Raw genomic sequence first — 14,615 nt, forward strand, 5'->3', positions numbered from 1 at the left:
GCTGCCCGACGGCAGCCTGCGCCGCAACGCCGCCTTCGACGCGGTCGCCCGCCGCTTCACCGCCCGCTGACCGACAGCGGGGCGTCGGCACGGAAAAGCCCGGCACCACGGATGTCGGTGGTGCCGGGCTCAGCGTCCGGAGAGGTCAGCCGACCGCGGCCATGATCTCGTCGGAGACGTCGAAGTTGGCGTAGACGTTCTGCACGTCGTCGCAGTCCTCCAGCACGTCGATCAGCTTGAAGATCTTGCGCGCGCCCTCCTCGTCCAGCGGCACGTTCACGCTGGGGATGAGGGAGGACTCGGCCGACTCGTACTCGATGCCGGCGTCCTGCAGCGCGGTGCGGACCGCGATCAGGTCGGTCGGCTCGGAAACCACCTCGAACGCCTCACCGAGGTCGTTGACCTCCTCGGCGCCGGCGTCGAGGACGGCCATCATCACGTCGTCCTCGGTCGTGCCCGTCTTGGGGACGATCACCACGCCCTTACGGGAGAACATGTACGACACCGAGCCGGCGTCGGCGAACGAGCCGCCGTTGCGGGTCAGCGCCGTGCGCACCTCGGTGGCCGCCCGGTTGCGGTTGTCGGTGAGGCACTCGATGAGCAGGGCGACGCCGTTCGGGCCGTACCCCTCATACATGATCGTCTGGTAGTCGGCGCCGCCGGCCTCCAGGCCGGAACCGCGCTTGACCGCCCGGTCGATGTTGTCGTTCGGGACCGAGTTCTTCTTCGCCTTCTGGATGGCGTCGTAGAGGGTCGGGTTGCCGGCCGGGTCGCCACCGCCGGTGCGGGCCGCAACCTCGACGTTCTTGATCAGCTTGGCGAACATCTTGCCGCGCTTGGCGTCGATGACGGCCTTCTTGTGCTTGGTGGTCGCCCACTTTGAGTGGCCGGACATCTCATACCTCCGTTGAATGATCCACGCCTGCGTCGACTGCCCGCGCCGTTTCCACGGTCAACCGGTGCGGATTCGACCATAATTCGGCCTGCGCGCCGCCAGGCGGCGCTACGGACCGAATGAAGGTCGATCTGGCCGGTCGGCTCCGCGTGGAAGGCTGCGGCGAGCGTTGGCCCTGCCGAACCGCGGCAATCCTACCGAGGTCGCATCCCCGCGTGTCACACCCGGCACCCGTGGCGGGGCGCGTCGGAGGGTCGGCGGGTGGCCGATTCACTGCCAGGAAACAACGGGCGCAGGCCGGAAAACATGCCCGCAGATGGGAAAAAGGGCCCCTTCCCGCATCGCAGAACGATGGAAAAGGGGCCCCTGCGTGCCCTCAGGCGGCGGCGTGGATCAGGTCCACGAAGTAGCGGTGCAGCCGCAGGTCACCGGTGAGTTCCGGGTGGAACGAGGTGGCCAGCAGGTTGCCCTGCCGGACCGCGACGATCCGGTCGGCGGCCGGGCCGTCGGTGACCCGGCCCAGCACCTCGACCCCGGCGCCGACCCGCTCGACCCACGGCGCCCGGATGAACACCGCGTGGAACGGCTCGCCCGCCACCCCGGTGATCTCCACCGGCGCCTCGAACGAGTCGACCTGCCGGCCGAACGCGTTACGCCGCACCGTCATGTCGATACCGGCGAAGCCGCGCTGGTCCGGCCGCCCGTCCAGCACCTCGGACGCCAGCATGATCATGCCGGCGCAGGAGCCGTAGACCGGCATCCCGCCGGCGATCCGCTTGTCGATCGGCTCGCGCATCTCGAAGATGTCGGCGAGCTTGCTGATGGTGGTGGACTCCCCGCCGGGGATGACCAGTCCGTCGACCGCGTCCAGCTCCACCGGACGGCGTACCGGGCGGGCGTCCGCGCCGGCGCCGGCCAGGGCCGCGACGTGCTCACGGACGTCACCCTGGAGGGCGAGCACACCGATGGTGGGCCCGCTCATCGTCACCAGCCCCGCTCGGCCAGCCGGTGCGGCTGCGGGATCTCGTCGACGTTGATGCCGACCATGGCCTCGCCCAGTCCGCGGGACACCTTCGCCAGCACGTCCGGGTCGTCGTGGAAGGTGGTGGCCTTGACGATCGCGGCAGCGCGCTGGGCCGGGTTGCCCGACTTGAAGATGCCCGAGCCGACGAAGACGCCCTCGGCGCCGAGCTGCATCATCATCGCGGCGTCGGCCGGGGTGGCGATGCCACCGGCGGTGAACAGCACCACGGGCAGCTTGCCGGTCTCGGCGACCTCCTTGACCAGCTCGTACGGCGCCTGCAGCTCCTTGGCGGCGACGAAGAGCTCGTCCTCCGGCAGCGAGCTCAGCCGGCGGATCTCCTGGCGGATCTTGCGCATGTGGGTGGTGGCGTTGGAGACGTCACCGGTGCCCGCCTCACCCTTGGAGCGGATCATCGCCGCGCCCTCGGTGATCCGGCGCAGCGCCTCGCCGAGGTTGGTCGCGCCGCAGACGAACGGCACCGTGTAGGCCCACTTGTCGATGTGGTTGGCGTAGTCGGCCGGGGTCAGCACCTCGGACTCGTCGATGTAGTCGACGCCGAGCGACTGGAGGATCTGGGCCTCGACGAAGTGGCCGATCCGGACCTTCGCCATCACCGGGATCGAGACGGCGTCGATGATGCCGTCGATCATGTCGGGGTCGCTCATCCGGGACACGCCGCCCTGGGCGCGGATGTCGGCGGGCACCCGCTCCAGCGCCATGACGGCGACCGCGCCGGCGTCCTCAGCGATCTTGGCCTGCTCGGGGGTGACCACGTCCATGATCACGCCGCCCTTGAGCATCTCGGCCATCCCCCGCTTCACGCGGGCGGTGCCGACGACGGGCGTGGCGTTGGCGTTCGGGGAGGTGGATTCGGACACGGGTCATCGCTCCTTGGACCTGCTCAGCGGGTGGCTTGCGAAAAATGCTACGTCGGGGCCAACGCCGGTCCGACAGCCAATCAGACCCACGGTGGCCTGCTATGTGGCCCCCATCACGCCTACCCAGGGCCGGCGAGCGCGGCCCGGCCGGATCGCCGCGGTCAGCCGGTGGTGACGTCCGCGGGCGCGGCGAGGGTCGGGTCGTCGATGTCGAAGTAGCGCGGCCACGGATGCCGATGCCCCATCCGTAACAGTCGTACCAGGGGCCGGCCGCGGGCCGCCCGGGCGTCCCGGACGAGGTCCGTGTGCACCTGCCGGGCCAGCGCCAGCCGCCGGCTCGCCGCGATCACCGCCTCGCAGGCCGGATCGGCCGGATCGAGCTGAACCGAGCGCAGCTGCCGGGTGAGGTCGTTCTCGGCCGCCTCCCGCTCCTCGGGCACGGCGTCCAGGGCGATCCGCGCCGCCCCGTACGGCTCGACGCCGTACCGCTGCTCGGCCAGGACGGCCGCGGCCGCCGCGCGGCGCAGCAGGTGGGCCTCGAGGGCCCGCGCGGCCGACTCCGCCCGGGCCTGCAGCCGCTCGACCCGTCCGGCCGTCCAGATCAGGTACGTCGCGACGAGCCCGACGACGACGACCGCGCCCACCACCCACCACATGCCCGGCATCGTAGTGCTGCTCCTCCTCCCGCCCGTTCGGGCGCGGCCGGCCCGACGCGCGCATCACACCGGCCCCGGTGGTCAGCCCAGCCCCACCCATTCCTGGTCGATGACCCGGCCGTCGGTGGCCTCGATCGCCGCTGCGTATACCTCCAGAACCCGGCGGGCAACCACGGGCCAGTCGAAATGTGCCACCACCTGATCGCCGCAGGCGGTCAACGCGGCCCGCTGGTCCGGGTCGTCGAGCAGCTCGGCGAGGGCGGCGCGGAGCGCGAGCGGATCACCGGTCGGGAAGAGCCGGCCCGCCCGCCCGCCGTCGAGCACCCGGCGGAACGCGTCCAGGTCGCTCGCGACCACCGTGGTGCCGGCGGCGAGCGCCTCGGTGAGGATCATCCCGAAGGATTCCCCGCCGGTGTTCGGTGCGACGTACAGGTGGACGCTGCGCAGCATGCGCGCCTTGTCCGGTTCCGACACCAGGCCGAGGAAGGTCACCTGATCCCGCAGCTCGGCCGGGAACGGGTCGAACAGGTCGTCCGGGTCGCCCGGACCGGCCACCAGCAGCCGCAGCCCGGGGCGTTCGCGGGCCAGCTCGACGAACGCCTCCCGGAGGATCGGGAAGCCCTTGCGGGTCTCGGTGAACCGGCCGAGGAAGCCGATCGTGCCGTCGGTACCCGGGGCGCACTCCCCCGGCCAGCCGGGCAGCGGCTCGGCCCCGGCGAACTTCGCCACGGTCACCCCGTTCGGGATCTCCACCGCACCGCCGTCCATGTGCTCGACCTGCACCTTGCGGGCCAGGGCGCTGACCGCGATCCGGGCGGTGATCCGCTCCAGCAGGATCTGCAGCGCGCCCTGCGCCGCGGAGAGCACCCGGGACCGGGTCATCGCGGTGTGGAAGGTGGCCACCACCGGGCCGCGGGCGGAGAGCACGGCGAGCATCGACAGGCTGGGCGTCAGCGGCTCGTGCACGTGCAGCACGTCGAAGTCGCCCCGGGTGATCCAGCGCCGCACCCGGGCGGTGGAGACCGGCCCGAACGCGATCCGCGCCACCGAGCCGTTGTACGGCAGCGGCACGGCCCGACCGGCCGACACCACGTACGGCGGCAGCGCGGAGTCCTCGTCGGCCGGGGCGAGGACGCTCACCTCGTGCCCGAGCCCGATCAACGCCTCGGCCAGGTCCATGACGTGGTTCTGCACCCCGCCCGGGACGTCGAAGGAGTACGGGCACACGATGCCGATACGCATTGGCGCGCCCTCTCCCTCAGACCGATCCGGTGGTCGTCGGCTGTACCGATCCAGACCCGCCCTCGGCGGTCGCGCGCTGGTCCAGCCACATCCGCTGCAACATGTGCCAGTCTTCCGGATGCCGGGCGATGCCCGCCGCCAGACCGTCGGCAATCCGCTGGGTCACCAGCCGGACCCGCACGTCCAGCGGGCCGCTGTCCGGGTCGGGCAGCTCCAGCGGCCCCTCGATGGCGGCGCGGGCCGCGTCCGGCTCGTACCACAGGGTGGCGACGTAGAGCGGCGCGCCGGTACGCAGCGCCAACAGGGCCGGCCCGGCGGGCATCCGGGTCCGCACCCCGAAGAAGTCGACCTCGATGCCGCGGGCGGAGAGGTCCCGGTCGGCGAGCAGCGGCACCACCGCGCCCGCCCGCAGCCGGTCGACGAGCACGTCGAACGCCGGCCGCTCGCCACCGTGGGTGGGCAGGATCTCCATGCCGAGCCCCTGCCGGAAGGCGAGGAACCGCTCGTACACGCCCTCCGGCTTCAGCCGTTCGGCGACGGTGGTGATCGGCCAGCCGGTGGCCGCGACCCAGGCGCCGGCCGCGTCCCAGTTGCCGGCGTGCGGCAGCGCCACCACCGCGCCCCGGCCGGCTGCCACGTCGGCGGCGAGCTTCTCGACCCCGTCCAGCCGGAACCCGGCGAGGATCTGCTGCCGGCTCAGCGCGGGCAGCCGGAACGCCTCCATCCAGTACCGGGCGTACGAGCGCAGACCTCGCTGCACCAGCGCGTCCAGCTCCGCCTCGGGCAGCTCCGGGCCGACCACCCGGCGCAGGTTCGCGCGCAGTCGGGCCGTACCACCGCCGCCCTTGCGGTATGCGCGGTCGGCGCCCGCCCGGAAGGCCGCGGCCACCACGGGCCGCGGCAGCGCGCGGACCAGGCGCCAGCCGGCGACGTAACCGAGCTCGGTGAGGTTCACTCCTGCCCGACCAGCTGGGCCTGCCGGTACACGTGGGCCATCCGCTGCCCGACCGTGAAGATCGACACGGCGGCGAGCAGCCAGAGCGCGATCTCCAGCGCCAGCGGTACGCCGAGGCCGGTGAGCAGGCCGCCCACCCCGACGATGAGCAGCCGCTCGGTGCGCTCGGCGATACCCACGTTGCAGGTCATGCCGAGCCCCTCGGCGCGGGCCTTGACGTAGGAGACCAGCCCGCCGGCGGCCAGACAGATCAGCGCGGCGGCCGTGCCGGCATGGTCCCCCTGGGTGGCCAGCCAGTACGCGACCGCGCCGAACACGGCGCTGTCGGCGATCCGGTCCATGCTCGAGTCGAGGAACGCGCCGAACCGGGTGGAGCCACCGCTCATCCGGGCCATCGTCCCGTCGAGCAGGTCGGTCAGCGCGAAGACCGTGACGATCAGCGCGCCGGCGACCAGGTGGCCGCGAGCGCCCAAGCCGAGCGCGCCGACCAGCACGCCGAGGGTGCCGGTCACGGTGACCGCGTTGGGGGACACGCCCGCGCGGAGCAGGCCGCGCGCGATCGGCTCCACGACACGGGTCATCCCCGCTCGGGCCGTCACTTGGAAGATCTTCGCCATGGCGGGTCTCACGATAACGGTCGGCAGCGGCCGGCGATACGGCCGGTCGTCCGACCGGGCCGTTCGGCCTTGTGCCGACCCGGCAACGGGTGTGAGATCGAGTGTGGGAGGTGAGCCACTTCACCGGACCACCCGTCCGCATACCCGTCGTCCAGGAGACCACCGGAGGATATCGCCGCGGCACCCGCCCGGGCCCGCTTCCCCGTCGCGCGCGGCGGTCGCCGCCACCACCACCGGCTGAGGGAGGTGCGCCGCGATGGCGCAGAAAAATCAGGAGAAGGGTGTCACCGGCGGCGCGCCGGTGGTGACCGAGCCCGACAGGGTTCGCAACGTGGTGCTCGTCGGGCACTCCGGTGCGGGGAAGACCACGCTGGTCGAGGCGCTGCTCGCGGCGAGCGGCACGATCAGCCGGGCCGGCAGCGTCACCGAGGGCACCACGGTCTGCGACCACGATCCGGCGGCGGTACGCCAGCAGCGCTCGGTGAGCCTGGCCTGCGCCCCGCTGCTGCACAACGACGTCAAGGTCAACCTCCTGGACACCCCCGGGTACGGCGACTTCGTCGGCGAACTGCGCGCCGGACTGCGGGCCGCCGACGCGGCGCTCTTCGTGGTCTCCGCGGTCGACGGAATGGACGCCGCCACCGCCGCGCTCTGGGAGGAGTGCGCCGCGGTCGACATGCCGCGCGCCGTCGCGGTGTCCCGGCTGGACCACCCGCGCGCCGACTTCGACGAGGCGGTGGCGCTCTGCCAGCGGGTCTTCGGCGACAACGTGCTTCCGCTCTACCTGCCGATGCTCGGCGACGACGGCGTCTCCGTCGTCGGCCTGATGGGGCTGATCACCCGGCGGGTCTTCGACTACTCCAACGGCCTGCCGGCGACCGTGCGGGAACCGGACCCGGAGCACCTGCCGGCCATCCAGGAGGCCCGCAACGAGCTGATCGAGGGGATCATCGCCGAGAGCGAGGACGAGACCCTGATGGACCGCTACCTGGGCGGCGAGGAGATCGACACCGAGGTGCTCATCACCGACCTGGAGAAGGCCGTCGTGCGCGGCCACTTCTACCCGGTGGTGCCGGTCTGCGCGGAGACCGGAGTCGGCCTGGACATGCTGCTGGACGGCCTGGTCGCCGCGTTCCCGTCGCCGCTGGAGCACGAACTCCCGGCGGTCACCGGGGTCGACGGCTCGCCCCGGCCGCCGCTCACCTGCGACCCCGACGGCCCGCTGGTGGCCGAGGTGGTCAAGACCACCGTCGACCGGCACGTCGGCCGGGTCTCCCTGGTCCGGGTCTTCTCCGGCACGCTACGTCCCGACCAGACGGTGCACGTCTCCGGGCACGGGATGGCCGAGCGCGGGCACCCGGACCACGACGCCGACGAACGGGTCGGCCACATCTACACCCCGCTGGGTGCGACGCTGCGCGAGGTGACCTCCTGCGTGGCCGGTGACCTCTGCGCGATCACCAAGTCGGGCAGCGCGGAGACCGGCGACACCATCTCCACCAAGGAGGAGCCGCTGCTCATCGCGCCCTGGGAGATGCCCGAGCCGCTGCTGCCGGTGGCGATCGTGGCGAAGAGCCGGGCCGACGAGGACGCGCTCGCCCGCAACCTGGCCCGGTTGGTCGCCGGCGACCCGACCCTGCGGCTGGAGCGCAACGCCGAGACCCACCAGCTGGTGCTCTGGTGCATGGGCGAGGCCCACGCCGACGTGGTGCTGGACCGGCTGCGCAGCGGCGGGGTCGAGCTGGAGACCGAGCCGGTCCGGGTGGCGCTGCGCGAGACGCTGACCGTCGGCGCCAAGGGCCACGGCCGGCACGTCAAGCAGTCCGGCGGCCACGGCCAGTACGCGGTCTGCGACATCGAGGTGGAGCCGCTGCCCCGCGGCGGCGGCTTCGAGTTCGTCGACAAGGTGGTCGGCGGGGCGGTCCCGCATAACTACATCCCGTCGGTGGAGAAGGGCGTCCGCGCCCAGATGGAGCGCGGCCTGGTCGCCGGCTACCCGGTGGTGGACCTGCGGGTGACCCTCTTCGACGGCAAGGCGCACAGCGTCGACTCCTCGGACGCGGCGTTCCAGACCGCCGGCGCGCTGGCGCTGCGCGAGGCCGCCGAGAAGGGGCAACCCGCGCTGCTGGAGCCGGTGGACGAGGTGACCATCCGGGTGTCCGACTCCTCCGTCGGCGCCGTCATGGGCGACCTGTCCGCCCGACGCGGCCGGGTGCTCGGCACCGAGCCGGACCCGGACGCCGAGGGACGCACCCTGGTCCGCGCCGAGGTGCCGGCCACCGAGCTGCTCCGGTACGCCGTCGAGCTGCGCTCGATGACCGCCGGCACGGGCACGTTCCGCCGCGAGTTCGCCCGCTACGAGCCGATGCCCGCCCACCTGGCCGAGCAGGTCCGCAAGGAAAACGCCGCCCGCGCCTGAACCCAGCCCCCGGCCGCCCGTTCGGAGCCGGTCACGGGCGGGCGGCCGGGACCGGGGGCATCCGCCAGTACGGGCGGTCGGCGTCCCGCAGCGCGGCGGTCCGCAGGGCCGCGAGGGTACGTTCCACCTCGGCGAAGTGGTCCGGGGCGAGTGGGCCGCGGTGCAGCGCGGCGGCGTTCTCCTCGACCTGGGCGACGGTACGCGCGCCGGGGATCGGCACGCTCCGGCCGCTGCGGGCCCAGATCCAGCCCAGCGCGCCCTGGGCGAGGGTGCGTCCGTCGGCGGTCAGCGCGGAGCGGACGGCCGCCACCCGGCGCAGCCACTCCGGCGCCGGCCGGCCGCTGCGGAACCACTCCAGCCAGTTCGGTGCCGTGCCCCGCACGTCGTCCCGGGGCAGCGTCGAGTCGGTGCCGTACTTGCCGGTGAGCAGCCCCATGCCGAGCGGCCCCCGGGCGACGCTGCCCAGGTCGTGCTTGTCGCACACGTCGAGCATGGCGGGGGCGTCCCGCAGCACCGACAGGCCGTGCTGGACCGCCGCCGCGTGCGGCGCCACCTGGGCGAACGCGGCGGCCCGGTCGGCCCGGTCGGTGCTCCAGCCGTACCCGCGGACCAGCCCGTCCGCGACCAACTCCTCCAGCGTGCCGATCAGCGCCTCGGCCCGCGGCACCGACAGGTCACCCAGGTGCAGCTGGTAGAGGTCGATCCGGTCGGTGTCCAGCCGGCGCAGCGAGTCCACCACCGCCCGCCGCAGGTACGCCGGCGACGCGTCCTCCCCGGTCGCCTGCCGAGACGCCTCGTCGAAGGTGTAGCCCCACTTGGTGGCGATCACCGCCTCGTCGCGGCGGCCGGCGAGCGCCCGGCCCAGGATCCGCTCGCCGTGCCCCGCCCCGTACGTGTCGGCGGTGTCGAAGAGCGTCACCCCGAGGTCGAGCGCGCGGCGGACGGCGCGGACGGATTCCTCGTCGTCGACCGCGCCCCAGCCCAGCGGCCGGCTGCCCTCGGCCCAGGGGCCACCGATCGCCCAGCACCCCATGCCGAGGGCGCTGACCTCGATGCCGCTGCGGCCCAGCGTCCGCGTGATCACTGCCATCGACGCATCCTGTCACCTTCCCGCCGCGGCTGGGCGGGATCGTCACCCGGGGTGCCGGGCGAGCACGCAAAGGGTCAGTGGGCCGTCGCGTACGCCAGCACCAGCGCACTCTCCTGGCCCGGCCAGGTGCCGGTCAGGCGGGCCTCGGACGGGGCGGCGGCGGTGGCCGGCCGCCGGGCCAGGACCAGCTCGATCCCCTCGGCGCTGATCAGCGTGAGGTCGCCGTCGACCACCTCCGGCAGCGCGTCCACCACCGGCGGCTCGGCGCCACCGACTCGACTGCCGGTGACGGTCATGCTGGGCGGGCGTACCTCCCGCCGCCCGTCCACCTCGAAATACTCCTCCGCCTGCCCGACGCCGGCGAGGACGGCGGCGGCGAGGGCGGACGCGTAGACCGGGTCGGCGGAGCCGTCGTACACCCAGCGCGGGCCGAGCACCGAGTGCTCGGTGGTGCCGACCAGCCAGCGGTCGGCGCCGGGCAGCGGCGCGCCCCGATAGGTCAGCGGGACCTGGAGCACCGGCCCCTCCCCGACCCGGACGAGCATCGTCTCGATGCCGACCTCGCCGGCCGGGTCGTCGAAGCGCCACCCGGCCACCCGGGTGACATCGGCCCCGGCCGTGCCGGCGAACCAGGGGCGGCCGGGCAGCCAGGCGGTGAGCAGTTCAAGCTTGGTGGGGCGCAGTTCGGCGCGGTGCAGCAGAGCCATGCGCAAGATCGTACTGTCGAAGGGACGCCACCGGGGTTTGCCGATCTCGGTGGCGAGGCACTACCGCGCCCTGGAGGCACGGATGGCGATGGCGGCGGAACAGATCCAGCGGGCGACGGAAGTACGGCCGACGCCCCGCTGGGTAGCGCCAACCTTCGCGGTGCTGGCGCTGCTCACCCTGCCCTGGATCGGCTACCTGGCGGTGACGTTGCCCCGGCACGCGCTGAGCGTGCACTACCGGGCCGCCTGGGTGGGCTTCGACCTGGGCCTGGTGGCGATGCTGGCGTTGACCGCGGTGCAGGCGTACCGGGGGCACCGCCAGGTGGGGCTGGCGGCCAGCGCCACCGCGACCATGCTGGTGGTGGACGCCTGGTTCGACGTCACCACGACGCCAGGGGGGCCGGACCTGCTGCTGTCGATCGTGCTGGCCGCGCTGGTCGAGGTGCCGCTGGCCGCGGTCTGCGTCTGGATCGCCCGCCATGGCGACCGGATGGTCGAACGCCGGCTGCGCCAGCTCGCCGTCCACGCCGAACTCGCCACCGACCAGGCCGAGGCGGCCCGGCGGACCGCCACCAGCGCGCGCCGCCGGCTGGCCCAGGTCCGCGGCCGGTCGCGCTGATGCTCGGGCGGTCCCGCGTCAGGCTGACCGGACCGGGCGCGGGGTTCAGGCCGGCCAGGCCTTGGCGAGCAGGTCGCGGGTGTCGGCGAGCAGCTGCGGCAGCACCTTCGTCCGGCCGATCACCGGCATGAAGTTGGCGTCGCCGCCCCAGCGCGGGACCACGTGCTGGTGCAGGTGGGCGGCGATGCCGGCGCCGGCCACGCCGCCCTGGTTCATGCCAAGGTTGAACCCGTGCGCGTTGGAGACGTGCCGGACCACCCGCATGGCCGCCTTGGTGAAGGACGCCAGCTCGGCGGTCTCCGGCTCGTCCAGCTCGGTGTAGTCGGCGACGTGCCGGTACGGGCAGACGAGCAGGTGCCCCGGGTTGTACGGGTAGAGGTTGAGCACCGCGAAGACGTGCTCACCCCGGGCGACGATCAGGCTCTCGTCCGGCGGCAGCCCCGGCGCCAGGCAGAACGGGCAGCCGGTGGGCTTCTCGTAGCCGCCCTCGGGCCGGTCCTCGCCGGAGATGTAGGTCATCCGGTGCGGCGTCCAGAGCCGTTCCAGCCCGTCCGCCAGCCCGTTGTCGGTGCCGTTGTCGGTGCCGTTGTCGAAGTGCCGCGCCGCCCCAGTCACACCGCCGATCCTATGGTCCGGCCGGGGATGCGGCGAACGGCGGTGTCCCGGGCAGGGGACACCGCCGTTCGCGGCGAATCGAGGCGGTCGACCGCCGGATGTGTCAGCTCTGCGCGGAGGGCCCCGCGTTGGTGCGGGACTTGACCACGTCGAGGACGTGCGCGACCGCCTCGGCCAGCGGTACGCCGTTGCGCTGCGAGCCGTCCCGGTAGCGGAAGGAGACCGTGCCGGCGGCCACGTCGTCGTCACCGGCGATCACCATGAACGGGATCTTCTGCTGCTGCGCCGTACGGATCTTCTTCTGCATCCGGTCTGCGGAGGTGTCCACCTCGGCCCGGACACCCTCGACGCGCAGCCCGGCGACGAACCCGGCCAGGTACTCCGCGTGCTCGTCGCGGATCGGGATGCCGACCACCTGCACCGGGGCCAGCCAGGCCGGGAACGCCCCCGCGTAGTGCTCGGTGAGCACGCCGATGAAGCGCTCGATCGATCCGAACTTGGCGCAGTGGATCATGACCGGCTGCTGCCGGCTGCCGTCGGCCGCCTGGTACTCCAGCCCGAAGCCCTTGGGCTGGTTGAAGTCGTACTGGATCGTCGACATCTGCCAGGTGCGGCCGATGGCGTCCTTGGCCTGGACGGAGATCTTCGGGCCGTAGAAGGCGGCGCCGCCCGGATCCGGCACGAGCTCGAGCCCGGTCTCCCCCGCGCACTCCTCGAGCACCGCGGTCGCCGTCGCCCAGTCCTCGTCCGAGCCGACGAACTTGTCCGGCCGGGCGTCGTCGCGGGTCGACAGCTCCAGGTAGAAGTCGGTGATCCCGAAGTCCTGCAGCAGGTTGAGCACGAACGCCAGCAGGTGCTTGACCTCGGCGGGCGCCTGCTCGCGGGTGCAGTAGGAGTGCGAGTCGTCCTGGGTGAAGCCGCGCACCCGGGTGAGCCCGTGGATGACGCCCGACTTCTCGTACCGGTACACCGAGCCGAACTCGAACAGCCGCATCGGCAGCTCACGGTAGGACCGCCCGCGCGACCGGTAGATCAGGTTGTGCATCGGGCAGTTCATCGCCTTGAGGTAGTAGTCGCTGCCCTCCATCTCCATCGGCGGGAACATCGTGTCCTTGTAGTAGGGCAGATGACCCGAGCTGTGGAAGAGACCTTCCTTGGAGATGTGCGGGGTGCCGACGTACTGGAAGCCCTCCTCGATGTGGCGGGCGCGGACGTAGTCCTCCATCTCGCGCTTGATCACGCCACCCTTGGGGTGGAAGACCGGCAGACCGCTGCCGATCTCGTCCGGGAAGGAGAACAGGTCGAGGTCCGCGCCGAGCTTGCGGTGGTCGCGCCGGGCGGCCTCCTCCAGCAGCTTCAGGTACGCCTTGAGCTCGTCCCGGGTTGGCCACGCCGTCCCGTACACCCGCTGGAGCTGCGGGTTCTTCTCCGACCCCCGCCAGTACGCGGCGGCCGAGCGCATCAGCTTGAACGCGCCGATCAGCCGGGTGCTCGGCAGGTGCGGGCCACGGCAGAGGTCCGACCAGCAGACCTTGTCCTCGTTCGCGGCGAGGTTGTCGTAGATGGTCAGCTCGCCGCCGCCCACCTCCATCACCTCGGAGGAGTCCAGCCCCTCCCCCTTGACGTCGATCAGCTCCAGCTTGAACGGCTCGGCGGCCAGCTCGGCCTTCGCCTCGTCCAGGCTCTTGAAGCGGCGCCGGCGGAACCGCTGGCCGGACTTGATGATCTCCTGCATCCGCTTCTCGAGCTTCGCCAGGTCGTCCGGCTGGAACGGCTTGTCGACCGCGAAGTCGTAGTAGAAGCCGTTCTCAATGGGCGGGCCGATGCCGAGCTTGGCCTCGGGAAAGACGTCCTGCACCGCTTGGGCGAGCACGTGCGCGGTGGAGTGCCGCAGCACGTTCAGCCCGTCCGGCGAGTCGAGGCTGACCGGCTCGACGGTGGTCTCCTCGGCGGGCTTCCAGTCCAGGTCGCGGAGCTGACCCTGCGGGTCGCGGACCACCACGACGGCCTTCGGGCCTGTGATGGTCAACCCGGCCGCGGCCACCGCGTCGGCCGCCGTCGTCCCGGCGGCGACGACGACGGGGTCGGCCACGACGGGGGTACGGGGTGCTGACACGGTGACTCCTGTCGTCGATGGTGTTCGGCTGGTGCCGGTACCGGCTCCTGCGATGCTATCGGTCGCCCGTTCCGCACCGTCGGCGACGCCACCGCCGTCCCGATCGGTGAGGCCGCCCCCGATGCGCCGTTCGACGGGCCGTTGAACCTTTCCGGCGCGCCGACCGAACTACCGGGTGGGGGCCGGAACCGGTGCCGGCCCCACCGACACGGATGGGGACGACCATGACGATGACCCGTCGCGCCCGGATCCGGGGAGCCGCACTGCTGGCCGCCGCGGTGGGGGCGCTGGGCTGGCCCGGCGCCGCGCAGGCGGCCGAGGTGACCATCACGACCGCCCCGGCGCAGGTCCACCAGGGCGACGCCGTCGAGGTGACCTTCACGCTCCCCGAGGAGCGGCCCGGTGCCCGGACCGAGCGGATCGAGATCCGGCTGCCGGCCGAGGCCCCGGTGGCCGAGGTCTACCCGATGTCGGTGCCGGGGTGGGCGCCGCGGATCACCACCCGCACCCTCGACCGGCCGGTGGCCGGCATCCACGCCGCCGGGGTGAACCTGGTGACCGACGCGGTGACCTGGGCCCGGGCTCCCGGTACGGCAGCAGCGCCGGCGCGGCTCGCCCTCGCCATGGGCCCGATGCCGCAGACCGACCGGCTGGCCTTCCAGGTCGTCCAGACGTACTCGGACGGCACGGTGGTCCGGTGGACGGACCCGGCCGCCGGCGCGCACCCGGCACCCGCGCTCACCCTGCTCCCGCCGGCACCCGGCGCCGCCTCCGGCGGGAGC

The 14,615-nt window shown here is 72.8% G+C and carries 14 protein-coding genes; 3 read left to right on the forward strand and 11 right to left on the reverse strand.

The features are described from left to right. Positions 1-145: 145 nt before the first annotated feature. The 7 genes from DKL51_RS04800 to pgsA all read right to left on the reverse strand — a co-directional run bounded on the left by DKL51_RS04800 (position 146) and on the right by pgsA (position 6,267). Entirely contained in the window at positions 146-895 is a 750-nt protein-coding gene (locus DKL51_RS04800; protein ID WP_109945521.1) for a YebC/PmpR family DNA-binding transcriptional regulator, read from the reverse strand. 376 nt (positions 896-1,271) lie between these two features. Beyond that, on the reverse strand, positions 1,272-1,877 hold the full coding sequence (pdxT, locus tag DKL51_RS04805) for a pyridoxal 5'-phosphate synthase glutaminase subunit PdxT (RefSeq protein ID WP_109945522.1): 606 nt from the start codon (positions 1,875-1,877) through the stop codon (positions 1,272-1,274). 2 nt (positions 1,878-1,879) lie between these two features. Next, a complete protein-coding gene (gene pdxS, locus DKL51_RS04810; RefSeq protein WP_109945523.1) occupies positions 1,880-2,797 on the reverse strand; it encodes a pyridoxal 5'-phosphate synthase lyase subunit PdxS in 918 nt (305 codons plus the stop codon). A gap of 161 nt (positions 2,798-2,958) precedes the next feature. Then, entirely contained in the window at positions 2,959-3,462 is a 504-nt protein-coding gene (locus DKL51_RS04815) for a hypothetical protein (RefSeq protein ID WP_124811772.1), read from the reverse strand. A gap of 72 nt (positions 3,463-3,534) precedes the next feature. Continuing rightward, a complete protein-coding gene (locus tag DKL51_RS04820) occupies positions 3,535-4,695 on the reverse strand; it encodes a glycosyltransferase family 4 protein (protein WP_109945525.1) in 1,161 nt (386 codons plus the stop codon). 16 nt (positions 4,696-4,711) lie between these two features. Further along, complete coding sequence (locus tag DKL51_RS04825) at positions 4,712-5,650, reverse strand: phosphatidylinositol mannoside acyltransferase (protein WP_109945526.1); 939 nt, start codon at positions 5,648-5,650, stop codon at positions 4,712-4,714. Then, the gene (pgsA, locus tag DKL51_RS04830; RefSeq protein WP_109945527.1) at positions 5,647-6,267 is read right to left on the reverse strand and encodes a phosphatidylinositol phosphate synthase; all 621 of its coding nucleotides are present in this window, start codon (positions 6,265-6,267) and stop codon (positions 5,647-5,649) included. The genes DKL51_RS04825 and pgsA overlap by 4 nt, the downstream gene beginning before the upstream one ends. Positions 6,268-6,523: 256 nt before the next feature. On the opposite strand from pgsA, the gene DKL51_RS04835 reads away from it, so the two are divergent. Next, positions 6,524-8,686 carry an elongation factor G-like protein EF-G2 gene (locus DKL51_RS04835; RefSeq protein ID WP_109945528.1) on the forward strand — a complete coding sequence of 721 codons (2,163 nt, stop codon included), beginning with the start codon at positions 6,524-6,526 and terminating at the stop codon, positions 8,684-8,686. Between the two features lie 31 nt (positions 8,687-8,717). Here the strand turns inward: DKL51_RS04835 and DKL51_RS04840 are convergent, their stop codons facing one another. Then, positions 8,718-9,776 carry an aldo/keto reductase gene (locus DKL51_RS04840; protein WP_109945529.1) on the reverse strand — a complete coding sequence of 353 codons (1,059 nt, stop codon included), beginning with the start codon at positions 9,774-9,776 and terminating at the stop codon, positions 8,718-8,720. A 74-nt stretch (positions 9,777-9,850) separates the two neighbouring features. Then, a complete protein-coding gene (locus tag DKL51_RS04845) occupies positions 9,851-10,483 on the reverse strand; it encodes a CG0192-related protein (RefSeq protein WP_109945530.1) in 633 nt (210 codons plus the stop codon). On the opposite strand from DKL51_RS04845, the gene DKL51_RS04850 reads away from it, so the two are divergent. Further along, positions 10,482-11,102, forward strand: a complete 621-nt coding sequence (locus DKL51_RS04850; protein ID WP_109945531.1) for a hypothetical protein — start codon at positions 10,482-10,484, stop codon at positions 11,100-11,102. The genes DKL51_RS04845 and DKL51_RS04850 overlap by 2 nt on opposite strands. 45 nt (positions 11,103-11,147) lie before the next feature. Here the strand turns inward: DKL51_RS04850 and DKL51_RS04855 are convergent, their stop codons facing one another. Together DKL51_RS04855 and thrS are read right to left on the reverse strand one after the other, a co-directional pair. After that, on the reverse strand, positions 11,148-11,717 hold the full coding sequence (locus DKL51_RS04855) for an HIT family protein (protein WP_423790658.1): 570 nt from the start codon (positions 11,715-11,717) through the stop codon (positions 11,148-11,150). Positions 11,718-11,820: 103 nt separating this feature from the next. Continuing rightward, positions 11,821-13,833 (reverse strand): threonine--tRNA ligase, encoded by a 2,013-nt coding sequence (thrS, locus tag DKL51_RS04860; protein ID WP_109945532.1) that lies wholly within the window; start codon positions 13,831-13,833, stop codon positions 11,821-11,823. Between the two features lie 224 nt (positions 13,834-14,057). Between thrS and DKL51_RS04865 the strand changes: the two genes are divergently transcribed. After that, positions 14,058-14,615, forward strand: a 558-nt coding sequence (locus tag DKL51_RS04865; protein WP_124811773.1) for a DUF1775 domain-containing protein, incomplete at its 3' end; no start/stop codon positions are given.

The organism is Micromonospora globispora (assembly GCF_003857015.1).
In the GTDB taxonomy this organism is placed as follows: Bacteria; Actinomycetota; Actinomycetes; order Mycobacteriales; family Micromonosporaceae; genus Micromonospora; species Micromonospora globispora.